The 21,609-nt window shown below is 67.4% G+C and carries 22 protein-coding genes; 12 read left to right on the forward strand and 10 right to left on the reverse strand.

Going from position 1 to position 21,609, the window contains the following annotated elements; translation table 11 throughout:
* Nucleotide 1: 1 nt before the first annotated feature.
* The 5 genes from R9J51_RS16865 to R9J51_RS16885 all read right to left on the reverse strand — a co-directional run bounded on the left by R9J51_RS16865 (nucleotide 2) and on the right by R9J51_RS16885 (nucleotide 6,948).
* Complete coding sequence (locus R9J51_RS16865; RefSeq protein ID WP_179505171.1) at nucleotides 2–721, reverse strand: TonB C-terminal domain-containing protein; 720 nt, start codon at nucleotides 719–721, stop codon at nucleotides 2–4.
* A 14-nt stretch (nucleotides 722–735) separates the two neighbouring features.
* Nucleotides 736–1,143 carry an ExbD/TolR family protein gene (locus R9J51_RS16870; RefSeq protein ID WP_179505172.1) on the reverse strand — a complete coding sequence of 136 codons (408 nt, stop codon included), beginning with the start codon at nucleotides 1,141–1,143 and terminating at the stop codon, nucleotides 736–738.
* A 28-nt stretch (nucleotides 1,144–1,171) separates the two neighbouring features.
* Nucleotides 1,172–2,986: a DUF2341 domain-containing protein gene (locus R9J51_RS16875; RefSeq protein WP_432788005.1), complete on the reverse strand. Its 1,815-nt coding sequence runs from the start codon at nucleotides 2,984–2,986 to the stop codon at nucleotides 1,172–1,174.
* Between the two features lie 7 nt (nucleotides 2,987–2,993).
* Nucleotides 2,994–4,679 carry a ShlB/FhaC/HecB family hemolysin secretion/activation protein gene (locus R9J51_RS16880; RefSeq protein ID WP_179505174.1) on the reverse strand — a complete coding sequence of 562 codons (1,686 nt, stop codon included), beginning with the start codon at nucleotides 4,677–4,679 and terminating at the stop codon, nucleotides 2,994–2,996.
* A 184-nt stretch (nucleotides 4,680–4,863) separates the two neighbouring features.
* Nucleotides 4,864–6,948, reverse strand: a complete 2,085-nt coding sequence (locus R9J51_RS16885) for a substrate-binding domain-containing protein (protein WP_179505175.1) — start codon at nucleotides 6,946–6,948, stop codon at nucleotides 4,864–4,866.
* 603 nt (nucleotides 6,949–7,551) lie between these two features.
* On the opposite strand from R9J51_RS16885, the gene R9J51_RS16890 reads away from it, so the two are divergent.
* Genes R9J51_RS16890 through R9J51_RS16940 form a run of 11 tightly spaced genes read left to right on the forward strand, consistent with a single transcriptional unit; the run spans nucleotide 7,552 to nucleotide 17,172 of the window.
* Entirely contained in the window at nucleotides 7,552–9,201 is a 1,650-nt protein-coding gene (locus R9J51_RS16890) for a type II/IV secretion system protein (RefSeq protein WP_179505176.1), read from the forward strand.
* On the forward strand, nucleotides 9,198–10,421 hold the full coding sequence (locus R9J51_RS16895) for a type II secretion system F family protein (RefSeq protein WP_179505177.1): 1,224 nt from the start codon (nucleotides 9,198–9,200) through the stop codon (nucleotides 10,419–10,421). Before R9J51_RS16890 ends, R9J51_RS16895 begins: the two co-directional genes overlap by 4 nt.
* The gene (gspG, locus tag R9J51_RS16900) at nucleotides 10,418–10,882 is read left to right on the forward strand and encodes a type II secretion system major pseudopilin GspG (RefSeq protein WP_179505178.1); all 465 of its coding nucleotides are present in this window, start codon (nucleotides 10,418–10,420) and stop codon (nucleotides 10,880–10,882) included. Before R9J51_RS16895 ends, gspG begins: the two co-directional genes overlap by 4 nt.
* Nucleotides 10,866–11,243: a prepilin-type N-terminal cleavage/methylation domain-containing protein gene (locus R9J51_RS16905; RefSeq protein ID WP_179505179.1), complete on the forward strand. Its 378-nt coding sequence runs from the start codon at nucleotides 10,866–10,868 to the stop codon at nucleotides 11,241–11,243. Before gspG ends, R9J51_RS16905 begins: the two co-directional genes overlap by 17 nt.
* On the forward strand, nucleotides 11,240–11,596 hold the full coding sequence (locus R9J51_RS16910) for a prepilin-type N-terminal cleavage/methylation domain-containing protein (RefSeq protein WP_179505180.1): 357 nt from the start codon (nucleotides 11,240–11,242) through the stop codon (nucleotides 11,594–11,596). Before R9J51_RS16905 ends, R9J51_RS16910 begins: the two co-directional genes overlap by 4 nt.
* 11 nt (nucleotides 11,597–11,607) lie before the next feature.
* A complete protein-coding gene (locus R9J51_RS16915; RefSeq protein WP_179505181.1) occupies nucleotides 11,608–12,270 on the forward strand; it encodes a prepilin-type N-terminal cleavage/methylation domain-containing protein in 663 nt (220 codons plus the stop codon).
* Complete coding sequence (locus R9J51_RS16920) at nucleotides 12,267–13,295, forward strand: hypothetical protein (RefSeq protein WP_179505182.1); 1,029 nt, start codon at nucleotides 12,267–12,269, stop codon at nucleotides 13,293–13,295. Before R9J51_RS16915 ends, R9J51_RS16920 begins: the two co-directional genes overlap by 4 nt.
* Nucleotides 13,292–13,849: a type II secretion system protein GspM gene (gene gspM, locus R9J51_RS16925; RefSeq protein ID WP_179505183.1), complete on the forward strand. Its 558-nt coding sequence runs from the start codon at nucleotides 13,292–13,294 to the stop codon at nucleotides 13,847–13,849. The genes R9J51_RS16920 and gspM overlap by 4 nt, the downstream gene beginning before the upstream one ends.
* On the forward strand, nucleotides 13,809–14,333 hold the full coding sequence (locus R9J51_RS16930; RefSeq protein WP_179562258.1) for a hypothetical protein: 525 nt from the start codon (nucleotides 13,809–13,811) through the stop codon (nucleotides 14,331–14,333). Before gspM ends, R9J51_RS16930 begins: the two co-directional genes overlap by 41 nt.
* Entirely contained in the window at nucleotides 14,330–16,324 is a 1,995-nt protein-coding gene (gene gspD / locus R9J51_RS16935) for a type II secretion system secretin GspD (protein WP_179505185.1), read from the forward strand. The genes R9J51_RS16930 and gspD overlap by 4 nt, the downstream gene beginning before the upstream one ends.
* A 2-nt stretch (nucleotides 16,325–16,326) precedes the next feature.
* Nucleotides 16,327–17,172, forward strand: a complete 846-nt coding sequence (locus tag R9J51_RS16940; RefSeq protein WP_179505186.1) for a type II secretion system protein GspK — start codon at nucleotides 16,327–16,329, stop codon at nucleotides 17,170–17,172.
* A 9-nt stretch (nucleotides 17,173–17,181) separates the two neighbouring features.
* Here R9J51_RS16940 and R9J51_RS16945 read toward each other — a convergent pair whose 3' ends face one another.
* Nucleotides 17,182–18,036: a cell wall hydrolase gene (locus R9J51_RS16945; protein WP_179505187.1), complete on the reverse strand. Its 855-nt coding sequence runs from the start codon at nucleotides 18,034–18,036 to the stop codon at nucleotides 17,182–17,184.
* A 104-nt stretch (nucleotides 18,037–18,140) separates the two neighbouring features.
* Between R9J51_RS16945 and R9J51_RS16950 the strand changes: the two genes are divergently transcribed.
* The gene (locus tag R9J51_RS16950; RefSeq protein WP_179505188.1) at nucleotides 18,141–18,686 is read left to right on the forward strand and encodes a hypothetical protein; all 546 of its coding nucleotides are present in this window, start codon (nucleotides 18,141–18,143) and stop codon (nucleotides 18,684–18,686) included.
* An 18-nt stretch (nucleotides 18,687–18,704) separates the two neighbouring features.
* On the opposite strand, the gene R9J51_RS16955 is transcribed toward R9J51_RS16950, so the two are convergent.
* The 4 genes from R9J51_RS16955 to R9J51_RS16970 form a co-directional block, all read right to left on the reverse strand.
* A complete protein-coding gene (locus tag R9J51_RS16955; RefSeq protein ID WP_218847390.1) occupies nucleotides 18,705–18,998 on the reverse strand; it encodes a hypothetical protein in 294 nt (97 codons plus the stop codon).
* Nucleotides 18,999–19,372: 374 nt separating this feature from the next.
* Nucleotides 19,373–20,059 carry an SDR family NAD(P)-dependent oxidoreductase gene (locus R9J51_RS16960; RefSeq protein ID WP_179505190.1) on the reverse strand — a complete coding sequence of 229 codons (687 nt, stop codon included), beginning with the start codon at nucleotides 20,057–20,059 and terminating at the stop codon, nucleotides 19,373–19,375.
* Between the two features lie 29 nt (nucleotides 20,060–20,088).
* Nucleotides 20,089–20,805: an SDR family oxidoreductase gene (locus tag R9J51_RS16965; RefSeq protein WP_210425784.1), complete on the reverse strand. Its 717-nt coding sequence runs from the start codon at nucleotides 20,803–20,805 to the stop codon at nucleotides 20,089–20,091.
* 53 nt (nucleotides 20,806–20,858) lie between these two features.
* The gene (locus R9J51_RS16970; protein ID WP_179505191.1) at nucleotides 20,859–21,533 is read right to left on the reverse strand and encodes a peroxiredoxin-like family protein; all 675 of its coding nucleotides are present in this window, start codon (nucleotides 21,531–21,533) and stop codon (nucleotides 20,859–20,861) included.
* Nucleotides 21,534–21,609: the final 76 nt, after the last annotated feature.

Raw genomic sequence — 21,609 nt, forward strand, 5'->3', positions numbered from 1 at the left:
GTCACAGCGCGCGCTTACCGCGCACGGTGATGCGCTGGGGAAAGCGCACGCCCGAAGGCGGCGGATCGAGATTGCCGATGGCCAGCAGCACGCTGCGCAAATCCTGGTCGCGGTCGTCGCGCCCGCTGGACTTGAGCACGCTGGCCTGGGTGATGCGACCCGAAGGCGAAATGGTGATTGCAAAATCGGCGGTGAACACCAGCCGGTTGAGCCGGTCGCTGCGCGAAATGCGCTCCTGCAACACCGCGCTCAGATAGCGGCGATAGAACATCTCGCCCATACCACCGCCGGCCACCTGGCCGCAGTTGATTCCGGTGCAGGTGCCCGCGCTGGACGGTGCGCCCGCGCCGCTGCCGCTGCCCGATTGCAGGCCGAAGGAATCCGACCCCGCCTGCGCCGGGCCGTTGATCGTCACCGGCGCAGCCGCCGGCTTGGGCGGCTCGGCATTGGGCACGGGGGCTGGGTCGGGCTTGGCCTGCGGCTCTGGCGGGTGGGGCTGCGGCGGCGGGGGCGGCGGCGGGGGCGGCGGAGGCAGCATTTCCACCGCCTGGGGCGGCGGCGCTTCCACTTTCACGCCGCTGGTGGCGGTCAACTGCCCGATCACGAACCAGGCCAGCGCCAGCAGGGCCAGACCGCCCAGCGCGAAGGGCAACCAGCGCATCACGCCGCCCTCGTCCTCGGGCTCGTCTTCGCCCCGCCTGTCAGCCGATCTGCTCGCCACCGCCCAAGCGCCCCTTACGACGCCGTCGGCTTGCCGGTGACCAGGCCAACCTTGTTCAGGTCAAGCTGGCGGCACAGGTCGAGCACTTCGGTGATCTTGCCGTATTGCGCAGTCTGGTCGCCTTTCAGCACGATCGGCACATCCGGGTTCGATGCCTTGGCATTGCGCAGGCGCGTTTCCAGGTCCGCCAGCGTGACGGGAAAGGCATCCATGAAGATCTGCCCCTGGTTGTTGACGGTTATGGCAATGGTCTTGGGTTGTTCCAGGCTCTTGGCCGAACTGGCCTTGGGCAGGTCCACCTTGATGCCCTGGACCGAAGCCGTGGCCATCAGGATGAAGATCACCAACAGCACATAGGCCAGGTCGAGCATCGGGGTGATGTTGATGTCGTCATAGGCCTTGCGGCCGCCACCGATATCCATGGACGTTCTCCTCGAAAGGCCGCGCGGATCAGGCCGCGCCCATCAGTTCGGCTTCGGTTGCTTCGTCGCGGGCCATTTCGGCCAGGCGGGTGATCAGCCGTTCCACGAAAATGGCCATTTCGCTGGCAATCGGCGTCACGCGCGAGTTCAGATAGTTGTATCCGAACAGCGACGGGATGGCGCAGGCCAGGCCCGAAATGGTGGCGAGCAGCGCCGCCGCGATGCCCGGCGCAATGGCATTGACGTTCACGTCACCGGCCATGGCCACGCCGCCGAAGGTGTTCATCACCCCCATCACCGTGCCCAGCAGGCCGATGAACGGCCCCCCGGAAATGGCGATGGTCAAGACCACCATCCAGCGGTCGAGCTTCTCGTTCTCTTCCACCACCACGGCCTGGGCCGCCGCGCGCATGGCATCGACCGCTTCGCTGGTCAGCGGCTGCGTGCCCCAGCGCGCCTTGCGGATGTTGAGTTCCTCGATCCCCACTTCATAGATGCGCCCCAACGGCGAAGCGGCGATGCGCCGCGCTTCGGCCGGGGCAATGCCCGGAACCTGCGCCACGGGCACCAGATCGTCTTCCATCGCGCGGAACCGGCGCAGGAACGCGGCATTGGCCTTGCCCGCGCGAGCCAGATAGCGGCCCTTGGACACCATCACCGTCGCCGCCAGCGCCAGCAGGATCATGCACAGCCCGATGACCACGGCGTCCACCGTTTCCACCTTGCTGACGATGAAGAACAGCACCCCGCCGCCCGAGCTTTGCTTTTCGGCCGTCTCGCTCACCGAAACCAGCTTACCGCCGGGGCCTTCGGCCTGGGCCATGGCCAGGATCATCGCCGCCGGGCGCGCGGTCTTGGCCAGGCGCACTTCGTCGAGTTCGCCGGTGAACGGCTGGCCCGGCGCGCCGCCGAGGAAGGCAGAACCGTCGACCGCGCCCAGCGCGCCGGCGGCGGTGCCCTGCTCCACGCCGTTGACATAGACCTTGCCGGCCTGGCCATCGGCCACGAAGGCCAGATGGCTCCATTCGCCCTGCTTGAGCGCAACCTTGCCCTGCACCGCCAAGCCCGGCCCCTGCACGAAGGGCACCCCGGCGTTCAGGCCGATGGTCAGCCCGCCGCGCGAGAACAGCGCCTGCGCGCCGGCCAGGTTCTCCGGCTTGACCCAGGCCGTGAAGGTAAACGGCGCGCCGGCCGGCATGGCCAGCGAACCCGAAGCCGCCACTTCGATCTGCCCCTGCCCGGGGAAGCGCGCGGCGCGGCCGATGATGCCGCCATCGTCGATCCCGGCCGGCGCCGCCTTGGCGTTGTTGCCGTTGGCGGTGCTGTCGGCGCTGGGCTGGCCGGGGTTTTCGGCAAAGTGCAACGCGATCATCGTGTCGGGGTCGAACGTGCCTTTCTCGTCCGATCCCACCGGGGCGCTCTTGTTGCCGAAATAGAGCCAGATGGCGCGCTTTTCCCCGCCGTTCAGGTTGGGCACCGAAACCCAGGCCACGGCAATGCCGGTGGTGGCGTCGTAATGCTCGATGTGAAACGGCAGCGGCGTCTTGTTGTCGCTGTCGACAAAGCGGATGTCCGCGCCGTTGGGCATGGCATCGGTAAAGGTGAAATTGCCCGAATGCAGGCGCACCAGCACCACCGTGCGCCCCACCGGCCCGCTGACGTTCACGCCCGAGGGCGAAAGATCGACGCTGACCGCCTTGCGATAGCTCCATTCCTTGTTCCACCAGGCGTCGCTCGCCGCCTGCGCGGGCGTCGCGGCGCCCAGCAGGGCCATGACCATGGCCAGAACGGCCAGCATGGCGGCCGGAATGGAGCGGCCCCAGGGCCTGCCTCGCTGCATCATCGTCACGTCAGAAATCCCCCCTCACCTGGAAGCTCACGCGCGGATCGCCCCTGCGGGTCACCGCGCCCCTGGTCAGCGGCACCGCGCCGACCACTTCGCCCGAGATCATGTTGAAGATGCGCCAGCGCAGCCCGGCCCCCACGCCCACCAGGCGAAAATCGGCCGTCTGGCCGGAAGAGGCATTGCGCACATGCAGAAACGCCGCATCGGCAAAGGCGAAAAAGCGCGCGTCATCGAACCAGCGCAGCCACTTGCCCCGGTCGGACAGCCAGTTGGCCAAGCTCGGCGCGCGCAGTTCCAGGCTGGGCGCGGCGCCATCGTCGCCCACCGCTTCGGCCGAATAATAGCCGCGCACCGAATGCAATCCGCCCGCGGCGAACTGCTCGTTGGTGATCAGGTGCGAATCCGCCAGCTGCGCCGCCAGGCGAAACTCCGCCTCCACTTCGCCCGGCAGGTTGCGCGTGTAATCGAGGTTGAGATTGGCGTGGACGAAGTTCTCGTATGAGAACTGTTCACGGTTCTGAAATCCGTCGTAGACCGTACAGACGCCTGCCACCTCGACGCAGACCGTGCCCTTGATCGTGCGCAGGCCGGCGGTGACGACGAGGCCGGCCGAATAGCTGGCGTGCTCGCCCGCACCCGCCAGATTATAACCTACCTCCAGCGGCACGTAGCGCACCGGGGCCGAACTGGCGAGTGCCGAACCGACCGAGATCTTTTGCTGGAAGTTCTTGAAATCAGGACCGAAGCTGATGGTTTGCAGGGTCTTTTTGGCCGGTAGCTGCCAGATCGCGCGCAGCCCCACCTGATAGCCCTTGCCCAGCACGGCCGAACCGCCGGCCGAGGCAACGTTGCTGTTGGAATGATAGCCCGAAACCGAGAAGCTCCACGGCGAAGCGAACAGCGGCAGGGTGTAAGAGGCCGAGATCACTTCGGTTTGCGAGCGATGCGCCGGCGCGACGATATAGGTCAGCGCCAGCGTATGCCCGGCCTGCCACAGGTTGGTATATCGAACGCTGGCCGAGGCGCGCAGCGGCGTGGTCGAGGGGCTGGCATCGTTGTTGAACTCAAGGCCGGCATGGAGTGGCCGCTCGTCGGTCACGTGCAGATCAACGTCCACGGTTCCGGGCACGCGGCCGGGCTTGAATTCGGGATTGATCGTGCGATCGGGAAAGCGGTTGGCCAGTGTCAAATCCGCCTGCAACGCCTTGAAATCGATCGGCTGCCCTTGCTGGAGCGAGGGCACCTGCTGGCGCGCCACCCACAGCGAGTGGTATTTCATGCCGGTTACCCGGACCAGCCCGGTCGGAGCCTCGGCCACGGCGATCTGCACCACGCCCTGGGCAAAGGTATCGTGGTCCTGCACCGGCACGTCCACGATCACCGCCTCGAGGCCCTTGGCGGCATAGAGATCCTGCAGCGCCTTGCGCGCGGCCTCCACATCGTCCTTGGTGCGGCCCGGCCCGGCAAAGGGATAGACCGTCCGCTCCACTTCGGACTGGGTCAACCGCGTGACGCCGGCCACGTCGAACGCCTGGATGAAGAAGCTGTCGGGGGCAGCCTGTGCCGATGCGGCCGGGTCGGACGCAGCAGGCGGCGGCGTGGCCGCATCGGCGGCAAAAGCCACCGGTGCTGCGGCCACGGCCTGCACGCCGGCACACGACGCCAGCAACAGCGCACGAAAATTCCCCATGCTCAGAAATGCCCCCTATTCCCCGACGGCTTCTATTGCGACGAAGTGTGTAACTAGTGTGACGGATTGTTAATGATTGCTGCCTTTTGCTTCAGGCAACCGAAGCCAAGGTTTATTTATTTGAAAAGGGCCGCGAATTTGAATTCGCGGCCCAGTTCATGGCATTACTGTTACAGTTCGCCGATCAGGCGCCGGTCAGGCCCGAGCAGGTCGGGTTCGGATTCGACGTCGGAGTCGGATTGGTGCGGGTGGACTTGGCCAGTTCCGTCACGTCCTGGATCCACAGGTTCTTCGCGGCGAGATCGGCGCTGAGCGTCGACTTCGACAGGAAGGTCTGGATCAGCGCGGTCTGCCAGGGCAGCGGCACGATGCCGATGTTGCCCTGCGAGAAGATGCCGAAGTTGGCCGCACCCGCACCCTTGAAGGTGTTGGGATTGATCGCGCCGTACTGCGAATTCTTCTTCACGCCACCCAGGGCCAGGCCCAGAATGTTGACGATCGCCTGGCGATTGCTGGCGGTGTAGCAGGTATACCCGAAGAACTGGGTGGTGCCCACCATCGGATAGCCATCGGCCGGGGCCGCCAGCGAGTTGCTGCCGCTGTAGAGCACGTCGGTCCAGGCGATCGGGTTGCTGCGCGTGGCGGCAACCGAGGCGCCGGCCGCGTTGCGCACCAGGCGCGTGTCGCCCGGCACATAGGCGCCAGTCGAGTCCGATTCAGGCGGCAGGATCTGCGTGGCGCCGGTACCGAACGCCTGCAGGGCCTTGGCCACCGAAGGCTGGGCATAGAGCGTGGTGGTACCAACCTGCAGCGAGGCACCGACCAGCGCGCCGACCGTGGCGGGCGTGGCATCGGGCGAAGGCACGATCGCATCGGCCGAAACGTAGCCGATCTTGCCATTGAGCGTGACGCCGTTCAGCGCATAGTCGGGGGCGAGGTTGATCAGCTTGGCCACGTTGCCGCCACCGTTGGTGACGATGTAGAGACCCGAGCCGAGGTTGCCCGAAGGCGCACCCGAAGGCGTGCTGGTCCCGCCGATGTGCTGGATCGCGGTGCCATCGAAATAGTCGCCCGACACCAGGTTGGTGTCGCCGGCAAACTTCGACTGGGCAGTGCTCGGCTTGTAGTTCGTGTCTTCACGCACCACGGTGAAATCGAGGTTGCCGTTGGCCGAAGCCTTGTAAGGCAGGTTTTCCGCGGCGCGGGCAAACACGTTGGTGGCGCCGGTGGGCATGTTGCCGGTCAGGCTGCACACGGCGGCCAGGTGGCGCGAGAACACGTCGGTCGAACCCGAGTTGTCGAGTCGGCCGACCAGGCGGATCGGGGCGCCATCGGCGGCCCAGCGCGTGGCGGTGTCGTTGACGGTGTCGAACAGCGCAATCCGCTTGTTCAGCGCCTTGAGGATGGGGTCGTTCCAGTTCTTGATGGCACCATTGAAGATGCCGCAATAGGCCTGGCGATTAAGGCGCAGCGACTTGTAGGTCGTGCCATTGAACGTGGCATCGAACTGGGCGTTGAACGTCATGTTCGCGCCGCTGGCGTTCTTGCCATAAACGGTGTTGTAGGCCACCGCGATGGGCAGCACGAACAGCGGGAACGAAACCGCCGCACCGGCCGACGATGCCGCGCCGGGGAACGTGCCGGTCACGCTGTCGGTGCCGCCGTTGTTGTATTCGGTGAGGTCCGACGGTGCGATCGGCGTGTCGGAGAACGCATACTGGAGGTGGCTCCAGCGCGCATCGGGCGACGCGGTGTTTTCACCCACGGTGTTGAACGGGTTGAACACGTGGGTCGTGCCGTTGGTCGGCGAACCGTCGAAGTTGTCCTTGTACTGGCGCCACATCTTGCGGCCAAAGCCCGAGCCGGCGCCAACATACTTGCCCTGGAACAGGGGCTGGATGTTGGTGGAGCTGGCCGAGCTGTCGGCCACCGAGCAATCGAGCACGGCGTTGGTCGCCGAAGGGGCAGCCGGCGTATACTTGCCGGCCGGAACCGACTTGAGCGATCCGGTGCTGCCGGCAGCGCCCGACTGGCCGGGCTGGCCGTCGCCCCGCTTGTGATCGATGCCGACGCAGTTGAATTCGCGAACCAGCAGGTTCTGGATCGAAGTTGCGCCCGCGCCATGCAGGGCGTTGTCGCCATCGTTGGGCCCGGCAGCGGGCAGAACGGGCATGACCTGGGTGAACGGCGGCAGCGCGGCGTGGGCGGGCGAGGCCACCAGGCCGGTGGTGACAGTCGCTGCCAGCAGCGAATACTTCAGTTTCATCATTGGACAATCCTTCCAAGGGTGAACGCAATGGTGATGGGCTGATCGCAGCCACCGATCGCAAGCCGCCGGCATCGTTTCGAAATGTTGCCAGGTGCGGGATCGCGCAGTGGACCGAAAATTTCAGATTTTTTCATGCAGGTGACGCGCAAACACCTTTCGTCCCAGACTATTCGCCTGAGACTCTTGAGTCTTTTACAAGTCATCTTGAATGAAAGTTCTGACCCCCTTCAGCCAAGGCCCCCCAATGGCCTCGGCATCCCTCAAATAGTCTGGTTAAATGACAGAAATATGATTCAATTCATTGCAGGTCATAACTTCTTGATACCCCATACAGACTTGTCAAAGAATCTCAAAAATCCAGATTTATTGTAGAAAAACAGGATATTGCGCTAGCTTTCTTGATTTTATCATTTTGTAACATCGTTGTCTAAATCTGCACATAGAACAGCCCTGGGGATCATGGCGCAGCAAAGCCATGCGTTTTGGCAGCGACGCTGCCTGGGGGTAAGTTCATTGCGTTTGAACGGGATAGCGCGCACCGCCGGGCGGAGTGCCGGCAGCCCTGTGCTGCCCGATGAGGCATCGCCTGCCGTGCGCGCAGGCATGGCTGATTTTCTCGCTTCCAGTGGCCTCGTTCCGCGCGAAACGCTCGGGCGGGCGCAAGCCGTGCAGCGAGAAAGCGGCGAGCGACTCGAATCGGTGATCACCCGTCTTGGCCTGGTCAGCGAGCAGACCCTGGTGGCCGCCCTGGCGCAAGCATGCGGCCTGGCCCCGGCGACGGACCTGCCAGACGCCGCGATCAATGCAGCGCCGCCCATGGCCCTTGCCTTTTTGCAAGACGTCCGCGCCGCCGCCATCGCTGCCGATGCCACGCACGTGCGGGTTGCCGTGGCCGATCCCTTCGATCCTTTCGTGGAGCAAGCCTTTGCCGCGGCCTGGCAGCGGCGGGTGGAACGCGTCGTTGCGCGCCCCAGCGACATCGACGCGCTGCTGGAACGCCTGGCCCTGGGCACGGCCGCTGCATCCGGCGACAGCGAAGACGACGGGGTGGAAACCGCCGTCGATGGGGAGGCGATGGAACGCCTGCGCGACATGGTCAGCGATGCGCCGGCGATCCGCGCCGTCAATCGCCTCATCGCCCAGGCCGTGGACGAGCGGGCTTCCGACATTCACCTCGAGCCGGCCGACGATGCACTGATCGTGCGCCTGCGCATTGATGGCATGCTGCGCGAAATACCGGCCCTGCCCGCCGCGCTGAAGGCCAGCGTGGTGGCGCGCATCAAGGTCATGGCCGGGCTCGACATCGCGGAAAAGCGCCTGCCGCAGGATGGCCGGCTGCGTCTGGCGGTGCGCGGCCATGCCATCGATCTGCGCGTGGCGACCGCGCCTTCGATCCAGGGCGAAAGCGTCGTGCTGCGCATTCTCGACCGCAGCAATCTGTCGCTCGATTTCGCCGCGCTGGGTTTCGACGCGGACCTGGCCGAAGCGGTGCGCCAGGCCGTCCACCGCCCGCACGGCATCATGCTGGTGACCGGCCCGACCGGCAGCGGCAAGACCACCACGCTCTATGCTGCGCTCGCTTGCCTCAACGGCGTGGAGCGCAAGCTGCTGACCGTGGAAGACCCGATCGAATACCGGCTGCCGAGCGTGGTCCAGGCCCAGGTGCAGCCGGCCATCGGCTTTACCTTTGCCGCCGCGCTGCGCTCGTTCCTGCGCCAGGACCCCGACGTGATCATGGTGGGCGAGATCCGCGATGGCGAAACCGCACGCATCGCGGTGCAGGCCGCACTGACCGGGCACATGATACTGTCCACGCTGCATACCAACACCGCAGCTGGCGCGGTTACCCGCCTGGCGGACATGGGGGTGGAGCCGTTCCTGCTCGCCTCGGTGCTGGCAGGTGTGCTGTCGCAACGCCTGGTGCGCCGGCTGTGCAGCGCCTGCGCCGTGCCCTATCCCGCCGATGCCGCGCTTTGCGCACGCCTCGGCCTGCCGGCGGGCACCACACTGAAGCGCCCCACGGGTTGCGAGCGCTGCCGTGGCAGTGGCTATGCCGGGCGCGTGGCGCTGTTCGAATACCTGCCCGTCACCCCGGCGCTGGAACGCCTGATCCTGCAGAGCGCCGACACCACGGCGATGGAAGCCTGCGCCGATGCGCAAGGGCGGCGCTCGCTGCTGGCCGATGGCGGGCGCAAGGCGGCGCTGGGGCTGACCTCGGCCGAAGAAGTGCTGCGCGTGGGCCTGGGCGAATGAGCGCGGCGCTCACCTATCGCTATCGCGCCGTGCGCGCCGACGGGTCCGGCCACGAAGGCACCGTGGCGGCGGCGGATCGAGAGGCCGCCGTGCGCGCCCTGCGCCAGCGCGGCCTGCTGGTCATGGCGGTGGACAAAGCGAGCGGCGCGGCCGGCGACACAACGCCGGCACCACGCCGTGTGGCCCGCGATGCGGCGCGGCAACTGGTTGGCGAGCTGGCCGTGCTGCTCAAGGCCGGGCTGCCGCTCGACCGCGCGCTGGCGCTCGCCATCGACAATATCGAGGACAGCAGCGCCGCGCGCACCATGGCCACCCTGCTCGGCGCGGTGCGCGAAGGCGCCACGCTGTCTCAGGCCATGGCCGACAACCCGGCGCTGTTCACCCCGGCCGATGCCGCCATGGCCGAAGCGGGCGAAGCCAGCGGGCAGCTTGCCGCTGCGCTGGAGCGGCTATCCGGAATGCTGGAACAGGCCGCTGCGCTGCGGCGCATGATCGGCACGGCGATGATCTATCCGGTGGCGCTGTTGATCATTGCCACCGGGGTGATCACGCTGATGCTGCTGTTCGTGGTGCCGCAGTTCGAACGCCTGCTCGATACCAGCCATGGCGATCTGCCTGCCGCCTCGCTGGCGGTAATCGGCGCCAGCCGCTGGCTGCGCAACGATTGGCCCTGGCTGCTGCTGGCGCTCGGCGCGGTGGGCGCGGCGGCGATCCAGGTGCGGCGGGCACCGGCGGCGCGGGCGCTGCTCGATCGTGCCGTGCTGGCAACGCCGATGCTGGGCGAGCTGGTGCGCCGCCTGGAAACCGCGCGCATGGCCCATACGCTGGGCGCGCTGGTGGAAGGCGGCGTGCCCCTGCCCCATGCCCTGGCACTGGCGCAACGCACGATCGGCAACAGCGTGATGTCTGCCGCCGTGGGCACGGTGGCGACCGGGTTGCGCCAGGGCGGCGGCCTGGCCGGCCCGCTGGCGCAGACCGGCGTGTTGCCCCGCGTGGCCGTGGCATTCCTGCGCACGGGCGAGGAATCTTCGCAACTGGCGCTGATGCTCGGCCGCCTGGCCCACGTGCTGGATCGCGACGTGCGCACCCGGCTGGAGCGGCTGGTGGCCATTCTTACCCCGACCATCACGGTGATCCTGGGCGCCAGCGTCGCCGGGATCATTGCCGCGATCATGTCGGCCATCCTCGGTTTCAACGATCTGGCAGTGGCGCAACCATGACAAGCACACCCGATGCATCCGGCAGCGATGCCGCACCGTCTCCCGCCCTTGCGCGACCGCGCAACGGCTTCACGCTGCTGGAACTGCTGGTGGTGCTGGCGATCCTGGGCCTGCTCGCCGCCATCGTCGGCCCGCAGGTGATCCGCTATCTCGGCTCGTCCCGCAGCCAGACCGCGCATGTCCAGGCGCGCAACATTGCCGCCGCGATGGAACTCTATCGCCTGGATATCGGGCGCTATCCCACGCCGGAGGAAGGGCTGAAGGCGCTGAACCAGGCGCCGGCGGGCAATCCCGCCTGGAATGGTCCCTACATTGCCGATGCCGGTGCGCTCAACGATCCCTGGGGAAAGCCCTATCAGTTCAAGACGCCCGGCGAGCATGGCGAGATCGACGTGTTCAGCCTGGGCTCCGACGGCGCCGTGGGCGGCAGCGGAGAGGCCAAAGATGTCGGCAACTGGTGAGCCCCGCGCCGCACCGCACGAGGCCGGCTTCACGCTGATCGAAATGCTGGTGACGATAGGGATCATGGCGCTGGGCGCGGGGCTTGCGTTCCCGCTGCTGCAACACCGCCTGGCCCGGCAGGGGCTGGACACAGCGACGCATGACGTGGTGCTGGCCCTGGCGAAGGCGCGCGCGCAGGCACTGGCCAGTGGCGCTCCGGTGCGGCTGGACCGTGACCAGGTGGCCGTGCCGGGCGGCGTGACGATCACCTGGCCGCGCCCTGATACAATGTTCTATCCCGATGGCTCGTCCAGCCAGGGCGCAATCACGCTCAGCGCCGGGGCGACCGTGCGCCGACTGCCGATCGGCGTGCAGCCATGACCGCACGCCACGAACAGGGCTTTTCATTGGTCGAGGCGATCGTCGCGCTGGCCATCGTTGCGGCGCTGACCAGCGCTTTCCTCGCCAGCCTGGCCCATGCCGCGCGCCTGGAAAGCGCGGCCAACCTGCGCGCCCGCGCCGTGCTGCTGGCCCAATCGGCGCTGGATCGCGCCGTGGCGGGGGAACCCGCGCGTTCGGGCCGGGCGCAGGACCTGGGCTGGCAAGTGAGCACCAAGCCTTATGGCCAGAACGACCCGCTCGACCGCGCCAGGCTGGAAGAGATCGCGGTGGCGGTGGGCACCGATCCCGCCCACCCGCTGGTGCAATTGCGCACTATCCGGGTGCGGCCATGAATTGCCACGCGGTGCCCCGTCGGGAGGCCGGGTTCTCCCTGGCGGAAATGCTCGTGGCCCTGGCGGTGACCGGCCTGGTTGCGCTGGTCTTGGCCACCGGCATCGCGCGGATCGGCCAGGCGGCCAGGCGCAGCGCAACCGTGGAAAGCAATGCGGCGCGCGTGGCGCAGGCACAAGTGCGCCTGCGCCAGCAGATCGAGCGGGCCATGCCGCTGTCCGATCCGCAGAACCCCGGCTCTGCCGTGGATTTTCGCGGCACGGCGGCGATGGCCGAATGGATCGGCGCGCCCGGCGATGCCGCCGCGCCCGATGCGGCCTGGCGCTATCGCCTGGCGCGCGGCGCCGATGGCACCGTGGCGCTCTATCATCGCAACAGCCTCGATCCCGGCGCCGCGGACCGAGCGCCTTCGCTGGCGGGGTGGCAGGCCGAACCGCTGCTGGGCGATACCGCCGGGCTGGAACTGTCCTATTTCGGGCCGGCTGGCGGTAGCGCGCCAGGCTGGCAGGACGGCTGGACCGCGCGTGCCAACCTGCCGCTGCTGGTGCGGATTGCCGTGCGTTTTCCCGCCGGGGATCGCCGCGTGTGGCCCGATCTGCTGATTCGTCCCCGCGCAGCGGCGGCCACGCCCTGCCCGCCGCTGGCCCCGGCAGACGCCTGTGGAGACAGGACATGAGCGGGCGCGGCATTCTCGATGCCGACATGCGCACGCTGGCGCACTGGCTGGCGCAGGCCTGGCAATGGTGGCTCGCGCAATTGCGCGACATGACTCCGGGCTGGCTGGCGCAGGGCCTGGCCGGGGCCGCGCCGGCCTGCCGTTACGATCCGCACGCCGGCACGTTTGGCCCCGAACCGGGGGCACGGCGCTGGTGCGCGATGCTGCCATCCGGGCTGGCCCTGGTGCGCCACATCGCCTTGCCGCGCATGTCCGCCGCCGCGCTCGATCGCATGGTGGCGCTGGAGGCAGACCGCTTGCTGCCCTTTGCCGATCCGCAGGCGGTTGTCGCGGCGCGGGCCATGATGCGCGACAGCGACGATCCCGCCCGGCCGACCGTGGCGGTTGCCGGTCTTTCGGCAACAGCCGCGCGTGCATTGGCCGAGGCAATCGGTGCGCAGCGTGTCCTGCCCCTGCAGGTTCTCGTCCCGCTCGAACCGGGTGCGGCGGTGGATATTCTGCCGGCCATGGTGCGCGTGGGCCTGCTGCCCGACGCGCGCGCGCGGGCACATCGCTGGTGGGCGGCGGCATTGGCGCTTTTCGCGCTCAACCTGGGCCTGATCGTATGGCGCGACGTGGCAGCCCTGGACCAGGTGAACGAAGGGGTTGCCACGCAGCAGCCAGCGCTCATGGTGGCGCGGCGCATCACCGCGCGCATCCGGGCAGACGATCGCGTGGCGCTGGCCGTGATCGAGGATCGCGCACGGGCCGAACCCTTGCAGATGATGGGCCGCGTCGGCGCGGCGCTGCCGCCCGGCGTGTGGCTGCAACGCTGGGGCTGGCAGGGCGATACGCTGCATCTGGTCGGGCTGCGCCCGGCGCAGGCCGATGTTTCGGGCGCCCTGCGCGCCGCCGGTTTTGCCACGCTGCGCTATGCCGACAGTGCGGGTGATGCCACCACGCAGGAAGGCGCCACGGCAGCGGCCACCCCGCTGGGCACACCGTTCGACATCATCGTGCGCCTGCCGCAGGGGCCGAACCCATGACCCGGCGCCCGCTTTCCCCGCGTGAGGCAAAGCTCGTCGCCGGGGCGATCCTGCTCGCGGCCATGGGGTTGGCCTGGCTGGGCGTGGTCCAGCCGATCATCGCCGGCTTTGCCGATCGCGCCGCGCAGCGCGAGCAGTTGCTGGCGCGCCAGGCGGCCAACGACCGGATGATCGCGGCCGTGCCCCGCCTGCGCCGCGCCGCGCAAGAGCACCAGCGCGCGCTGGGCGCCTATGCGCTCAAGGCCGGCGATGCGCCGGCAGCCACCGGGCAGTTGCGCGCGGCGCTGCAAGCCGCGCTGATCGCTGCGGGCGGCACGTTTCGCGGCGCGGAAGACCTGCCGCCACCGCCCGGCCGCGTTGCCTGCCGCCTGTCTGCCCGTCTCTCGCCCGATCAGCTCGGCCGGTTCCTGGCGCTGGCCCAGAACCACCGCCCGGCCCTGGTCATCACCGCGCTGGCGATCAATGCCGAGGATGCCCTCGTCACCGGCCGCGCCACTGCCCTGGATGTTCAACTTGAAGCCTCTGCCCCGGTTTTCCTGGCCGCGTCGCGGTAGCCCGGCCCGCGTGCCGGCGCTGGCCGTACCGCTGCTCGCCCTGCTGGCGGCGGCACAGCTGGCCCTGCCCGCAGCGCCGGCAGACCGGCCGGTGGCGCGCGTCGCGCGCCTGGCGCTGCCGCCCGTGCCGCAGGCGCCCGGCCTGGTCGAGGTGCCGCCGCTGCTGCTGCAACGCTCGCTGTTTTCGCCCGCTGGCGGCGCGCCCGCCAACCCCGTGGCGGGCGCGCCGCCGGTCGATCCGCTTGGCGGCATGCGGATTGCCGGATCGGTGCGGCTCGGCCCCGCACTGCGGGCCGTGGTCCAACACCCCGATGGCACCGTCGGTTACCTCCCCATGGGGGGCCGGATCGGCCAGTGGCGGCTTGTCGGGCTCGATGCCCAGGGCGCGCGGCTGGCTGGCCCGGGCGGCGCCACACTTGCTCTTCCCTTTGGCACGCGGGCGGCCATCGCCCCGCCCACGCCCGGCTCGGATGACAATCAATGAAACGCTTGGCTATCACGCTTGCCCTGCCGCTGCTGCCCACGGCGGCGGCACTGGCCCAGCCACCGGTGGACATTCCCGCCACCCCCGCCCTGGCGACAGGGGGCGATGGCACGATCCGCACCACCATCGTGCCGGGCGAAAGCGCAATGCCCGTCGCCACCCGCCCTCCGGCCCGGCCCCCGGCGCGCGGGTCGATCACGCTCAACCTGCCCAATGCCGATGTTGCCGTGGTGGCGCGGGCCGTGCTGGGCGATCTGCTGCATCGCAACTATGTGCTGGCGCAGGGAGTAAGCGGCACGGTCTCGTTCGTCACACCCTATCCCGTGGCGCGCCATGCCTTGCAGCCCATGCTGGAAGACGCGCTGCGCCAGGCGGGCCTCGCCCTGGTGCCGGTGGCCGGCGGGTTCGAGATCCAACCCGTCGCCCAGGCACGCGGCGTGGTGGCCGCCGAAGCAACCGGGTTCGGCAGCGAGGCGATCACCTTGCGCTTCATCAACGCCGATGAAGTGCGCAAGGTGCTCGATTCCCTGCTGCCCGGTGTGGTCACCGCCACCGATCCGGCCACCGGCACGATCACCATTGCCGGCACCACCGGCCAGCGCAGCAGCGCCCGCGACCTGTTGCGCCAGTTCGACGTGGACTGGCTGCGCAACACCAGCTTTGCCCTCTATGTGCCGCGCCGCACCGATGCGCGATTGATCGTGCCCGCGCTCGACAAGCTGATCAACGCGCCCGATGCGCCCACGCGGGGCCTGGTGCGGCTCCTGGCGATGGACCAGATCAACGGCATCCTGGCGATCAGCGCCCAGGCGGCCTACCTGCAGGATGTGGCCCGCTGGGTGGAAATCCTTGATCGCGAGGGCGAAAGCAGCGAGGCGCGCATCTATGTCTATCGCGTGCAGAACGGCCGCGCGCGCGACCTGACGCGCACGATCAACATGGCGTTCGGCGGCAATGGAGGCGGGACCGATCCTGCGAGCCCGCCCGGCGATCCGGCCGCCGCGTCTCCACAGCCGCAGCCGACGCCGACGCCACGCACGGATACCGCCGCCCCCGCCGGCGGAACCGCCACGCCGGGTGGCGCCGCTCCCGCAGCCATGGCCAGCCGCGTCACCGCCGATGAAGTGAACAATGCCGTGCTGGTCTATGCCACGCCCCGCCAATATGCCGTGATCGAAGACGCGCTGCGCAAGCTCGACATTCCCCCCACCCAAGTGCTGATCGAGGCGGCGATCACCGAAGTGGGGCTGAGCGACGACCTTGGCTATGGCGTGCAGTGGAATTTCAACAGCAATGGCAACACCCTGGGCGTGGGCACCGCGACCACGGCACCTGGCGGCGCGACCACGTTCACTTATGCCTATACCGGCAGCAGCATTGCCGCCTCGCTCAAGGCGCTGGAAGCCCGCACCAACGTGAAAGTGGTCTCGGCGCCCAAGCTCTTGGTGCTCAACAACCAGACCGCCGCGTTGCAAGTGGGGGACCAGGTGCCGATCTCCACCGGCTCTGCCACCAACCTGACAAATTCCAATTCGATCGTGAACACCATCGAATACCGTGACACCGGCGTCATCCTGAAGATCACGCCACGGGTGAACGCCAGCGGGGTGATCCAGCTCGACGTGAGCCAGGAAGTGAGCGACATCAGCACCGCCGCGCCCTCGGCCCAGACGCAGCAGCAGAGCCCGACGATTTCGACCCGGCGCATCGCCACGACCGTGGCCGTGGCCGACAACCAGGTGATCGCGCTCGGCGGCCTGTTCCGCGACAACACGCAGCTGTTGCGCAACGGCATTCCGCTGATCTCGCGCATCCCGGTGCTCGGTGGCCTGTTCGGCACGCAGCAGAAAGTGCAGAAACGCACCGAATTGATCGTTCTGCTCAAGCCCCATGTGCTGCATGACCCCGAAGAAGGCCGCGCCGCGACCGAGGAATTGCGCGAGAAACTACGGATGGTGCGCCCGTTCGGCTCTGGCGGGCAAATTCCCTGACCGTGTCCCGCCCGGCCAGCCACGAGGAAGGCTATGCGCTGGTCGCCGCGCTGGCCGCCATGGCGCTGTTCGCCGCCTTGAGCCTGGCGCTGATCCAGGCCGCGCACGTGGGCCTGGTGCAGGCCGGGGGGCTGGCTGCCCGCGCCCAGGCCAGCGCGGCGGCCGATGCCGGGCTGGCGCTGGCCCTGCACGATCTGATCGATGGCGATTTGCGCCGCCAGGGCCTGCGCGATGGTCGCCCGCTGCAGGTGGAATTCCACGAGGCGCATATCACCATCCGCCTGGTGGACGAACGCGGCAAAGTGCCGATCAACGCGCTCGATGAAACCCTGCTGACCCGCGTGCTGGAACGACAGGGCCTGACCGGGCGCGATCTGGCGGTGGCGCGCGATTCGCTGCTCGATTGGCTGGACGACGATGACCAGGCGCGGGCCGACGGCGCGGAAGCCCCGGCCTATGCCGCAAGCGGCATCGCGCCGCGCAACGGGCCGTTGTGGAGTGCGGCGGAACTTGCGCGGGTGCGCGGCTTCGGCCCGGTGCTGGCGGCAAGGCTGGCGCCGTTCATCACCACCGATCCCGATGCCCGCACGTTCGATGCAGACCATGCCGACCCGCGCGCGCTGGCGGCGCTCGACGAAAACGGGGGCGCCGTCACCGCGCTGATCCGTGCCCGCGAACTGGCCGGAAACCAGACCGCGCTGGCCCCTGGCGACTCCGCCGCGCTGGCAGGCCGGCCGTTTACCGTGATCATCGACGCCGACGTGCCTGGTGGCCATGCCCACCGCGAAGCCGTGGTGGAGCGCGTCGGGGGAACCATTCACCCGTGGCGGGTGCGGGCTTGGAACTGAAACGCTGAATCAGGGCCGTGCCGGTGGCTGCGCCATGACCGGCAGGCCCCAGGGCGAAAACAGCTGCCCCGCTGCCACGCTACGCGGCATGGGTACACGCTGGTTGGCCGGCGCACGATAGGTCACTGGCGTGGGCAAATCGAGCAGCGCAAGCCCGCTTTCACCCTGCGTGCGCACAGGAGACATGGCGCCTGGCCCGCCATCGCCGGGCATGCGATAGAACAGGTGCGCCCCGATCCGCGCCGTCATCATGCCCGACGAGGCCCAATAGGGATTGACGTAATTGGCATGGTAATGCGTGGCCCCGGCAACGCGATCGGGCGTGAGGCCGTCGATGGCCGAAACCGCGACGGCGCGCGCGCGGTCCATGATCGCGGGGCGCAGACGGCGGGCCAGCGAACCATCGCAGGTGAACGTGAACTGGCACCCCGTGCGGCGATAGGAACCATCGAACACCACGCCGCACACCGTCTTGGGAAAACGCGGGTGGCGCACGCGGTTGAGGATGACTTGCGCCACGGCTTCCTGCCCGGCCAGCGGCTCGTATCCCGCTTCATAGGCAATCGCGGCGGTCATGCAGTCGATCGCGCGCGCCCGGTCCGCGCCGGGCATGATGGCCGAAGCAGCGAGCGGCGTCGAAAAGCCAAACGGGTGCTGGCGGGCCGAGGGTAGCGCGACGGCCAGATCCGCTTCGGCCAGAGGCTCGTCCGCGTCTGCAACGGCAGCGTTGTCGGGCTGGCTGTTCCACGGCGCGGAAAACGGCGTGCCGTCCTGCGCGGCGGCTGGCTGCCCCAGCAGCGCCATACCCGCCACGGCCCATGCCACAGCGCCCTTGCCCCAAGGGCGCGCCCCTAGCGATGCCATCGTGAAATCCCCCTTGGCTTTACCATGGCCGGGCATTGTTTCACCCGCTTGACACAATTTGCAGCAAAGAGAGCGGCAGGGACACGATCGGGGGCATTCGAACGATGACGATTTTGCGCGCGATGACGCTGCTGATGGCAGTGGCCGGCCTGGGCCCGGCTGCGGGGCGGGCGGCCCCGGAAAGGCCCGTCATGCTGCCCAACCGCGTGTTTACCTGCACGATGGGCCACATCACCAATTTCGATGCCCACAAGGCGCAGACCCCGGCAGACCTGACCTTCGACAGCCACCATCGGCTGGTCTTTGCCCTACCCGCCGGCCCGGCCCGCACGCGCCCCGCCCCCGATGTCAACGATCCACCCGAAAAGGTACCGGCAGGCGCACGCATCCTGGAAGACCCGGACGCCATCGCCCCGCAGCGCAGAGCCGCGTTCGACCAGGTGGTGGACTATTGGCCCCGGCGCGTGGAAACCATGGGCATGATCGACACGCACATGCGCAATGCCATGGTCATCGAAGGCCTATCGCCCGACAGCGCGAACGTGTTCATGCTGCGGGCCAGCGAACTGACGCACTTCGATCCGCAGCATCTTTACCAGGGGCATTGCCGCGTGAGCCATCCGGCGTCCCTTCCAGTTTCGCAGCGTTAGCGGTATTCGATCGGCCCGTCAGGCCATGGCCACTAGCGTTTGACGTGCCCGCGCCGCCTGGATCACCGCATCCCAGATCATGCGGCGCGTATCGAGATCAAGATCCCGGAAGGCAGGATCCTTGAGAAGCGCGATGGCCTGATCCAGCTTGGACAAGCGCGATTGGTGAATCGAATGCTCTTGCACCAGGGCCACTCCTGATTGGCAGCTCATCGTATACCGAGCGGGTGTTGCCGACAACTCAGCATAGAACTTCCGGTGACGATGCCACGGTTCCCTGAGGCAAACGGCGTTCCAGCGGGTAACGATCATCACAGCGGAATTCGGCTAACCAAACTACATCACCCGAGAAATTTTTCGTAGGACATCATCCGGGGCAGGCAACAACAATAGGTGCAGTAATCTCACACAATATCAAAAAATTACGCGAAAAAAATCGAATCCCTCCCGCTCCGCCAAGCCCCTGTTTGCCCACGCCGAATATACCGAGATGGGAACTCTTTGGCGCCCGTTTCCGATAGAGAGCCGGACACGCGCGCTAGGGACGCGCTTTGCCGTTTCCGAGTGATCTGCCGAACGGCATGTCCCGTCGGGACCCAACGACCAGCGTTTACTCAACCGGTATGTGCGCCCGCAGCGCGGTTGCGCCTCCGCGCTGCTTTTCCGAGCGGCGAGCTATGCAACGCTCACCAAGGCAGTTCTTCATCGAAGCGGTCAACATAGCGCAAACCCGGCTTGCCGCGACTTGCTGCGATCATATCAACGACAAGAGGGATGCTTTCCTCGATCGAAAGGGTCGCTTCGCTGCCGCCCATTTCAGTCCGAACCCAGCCCGGCGCGACGAGCAGCAGCGTGTGCCCGTCGGCGGCGTTTTTCGCAGCATAGCCCTTCATGAGCATGTTGAGCGCGGCTTTGCTGGACGAGTAGAGTTGCCAGCCCCCGTTGGCGTTCGCAATGCTGCCGAGTTCGGATGTCATGATCGCAATCGTCCCTCCTTCGGATACCACGTCGCGTAGCATCTCGGCCGCGCGTACCGGCGAGAAGGCGTTGGTCAGCATCATGTCGAGGAAATCGCGCTCACTTGCAGTTGCGGGGCTCTCCTCGATCGCGCGAGCAATGCCCGCGTTGATGAAGAGGACGTCCAGACGACGGCCGTCCAACCGATTGCGCAAGGCCCGCACGCCGTCAGCGTCATTGATGTCGACTGTCTCAATCTCGAACCTGTCGTCATGGCGCTCCGCGAGTGCGGCCAGTTCGTCCGACCTGCCGCGTGCCGTTGCAATGACGTGCCAGCCGCGGTCGAGCCATTCGTCGGCGAGAGCGAAGCCCAGCCCGCGGGAAGCGCCAACGACGAGGACAGTTTGAACGGTCATATTTTCGATCTCCATATTGGGTGTCGCCGTCAGAAGGCAGCTTTGCCGATCGAGGCTCCGCCATCGACGTGCAGGGTTTGGCCGGTGATGAAGCCGGCTCTCTCGGACAAGAGGAAGGCGATCGCGGCGGCAATCTCGTCGGGCTGGCCGAAGCGGCCCATCGGCACGCCGGACAAGTAGCGACGCTCGCCATCGCTGCCGGGCGGGTTGTTGGCGCGAAAGAGTTCAGTCTCGGTCGGACCGGGCGACACCGCATTGACGGTGATACCGGTGGTCGCCAGTTCCAGCGCCCAGGATCGGCTGAAGCTGACCAGCGCAGCCTTCGCCGCGGCATAGGCAGTGCGCTCGACCGAGCCGAGGACGGTGAGGCTGGAAATGTTGATGATCCGCCCCCAGCGTCGCTCGGCCATGCCCGGAAGTAGCGCCTGAACGGTTTGAAGCGCCGGATGAAGATTGACACGCATGACCTCGTCCAGCGCGGGCAGTTCCACCGCGCCGAGCCGTTGCGGCCGGACGAGGCCGACATTGTTGATCACGCCGTCGAAGCGAAAGCGGGCCGTAAGATCCATCAGCGCGTCATCGGTCGCCTGTGCGTCGGCGAGGTCGACAGGCAGAAGCACGCCAGGAAAGTCTGGCACAGTATGGCGTGCAAGACCGACGACCTGATGCCCGTCGCGTGTCAGCCAATGCGCGAGCGCCAGGCCGATGCCTTTGCTGGCGCCGGTGATGAGGAAGGTTCGAGACATCAGGCACCTCGTCAAGAAAGGCCCCGGCCGCAAACAGCAGCCGGGGTCAATGTTCAGGCAGAGACGGTCGCGGCGCGACGCAGCGCCGGGAGCATGTCCTCGGGCTCGGGGCGGCGGGTATAGTCCGGGTTCACCTCGGCGTAGAGGATCACGCCATCCCGGGCGATGACGAAGCGACCGGGCATCGGCAGCGTCCAGCTCGGGTCACCGTTGAACGCCGGCAAGTCGTTCTTCAGGCCCTTATAGAGTTCGACCAGATAGTCGGGCAGCTCGAAGCGCAGGCCGAAGGCGGCCGCGACGTCGTTGTGCGCGTCGGACAGGATCGGAAAGCCGAGTTGGTTCTGGCGGACCGATTTGCGACTGTTCACCGCAGTCTGGGGCGAGATCGCGACCAGGCTGGCGCCAAGTTTCTCGAACTCGGGAAGCGCCGCCTGGAGCGCCTGTAGCTCCATGTTGCAATAAGGGCACCAAACCCCGCGGTAGAAGCTCACCACAAGCGGCCCTTTGGCGAGGAGGTCCTCTGACGAGACGGAATTGCCGTCCGGGTCGCTCAGCGTGAACGATGGCGCCTTGTCGCCGGCCTTGAGCACGCGGGTAGTGGCGCCACTAGCGATCAATTCAGCGGTTGCGCGGTGCATCGTTTCGATGACGGCCGGCGGAACATTGTAGGGCGGCTTGCCCGCTTCAAAATCGGTCTTGAAGGCGTCGAGTTTGGCTTGAAGGGTCATGTCAGGTCTCCGTGTATCGGGTAGCAGGGGGAAGATGCGTCAGTCCGGTCGGGACTGGCAGCCGCGTGAAAGGACT

It is taken from the genome of Novosphingobium rhizosphaerae (assembly GCF_050920675.1).
Lineage (GTDB): Bacteria > Pseudomonadota > Alphaproteobacteria > Sphingomonadales > Sphingomonadaceae > Novosphingobium > Novosphingobium rhizosphaerae.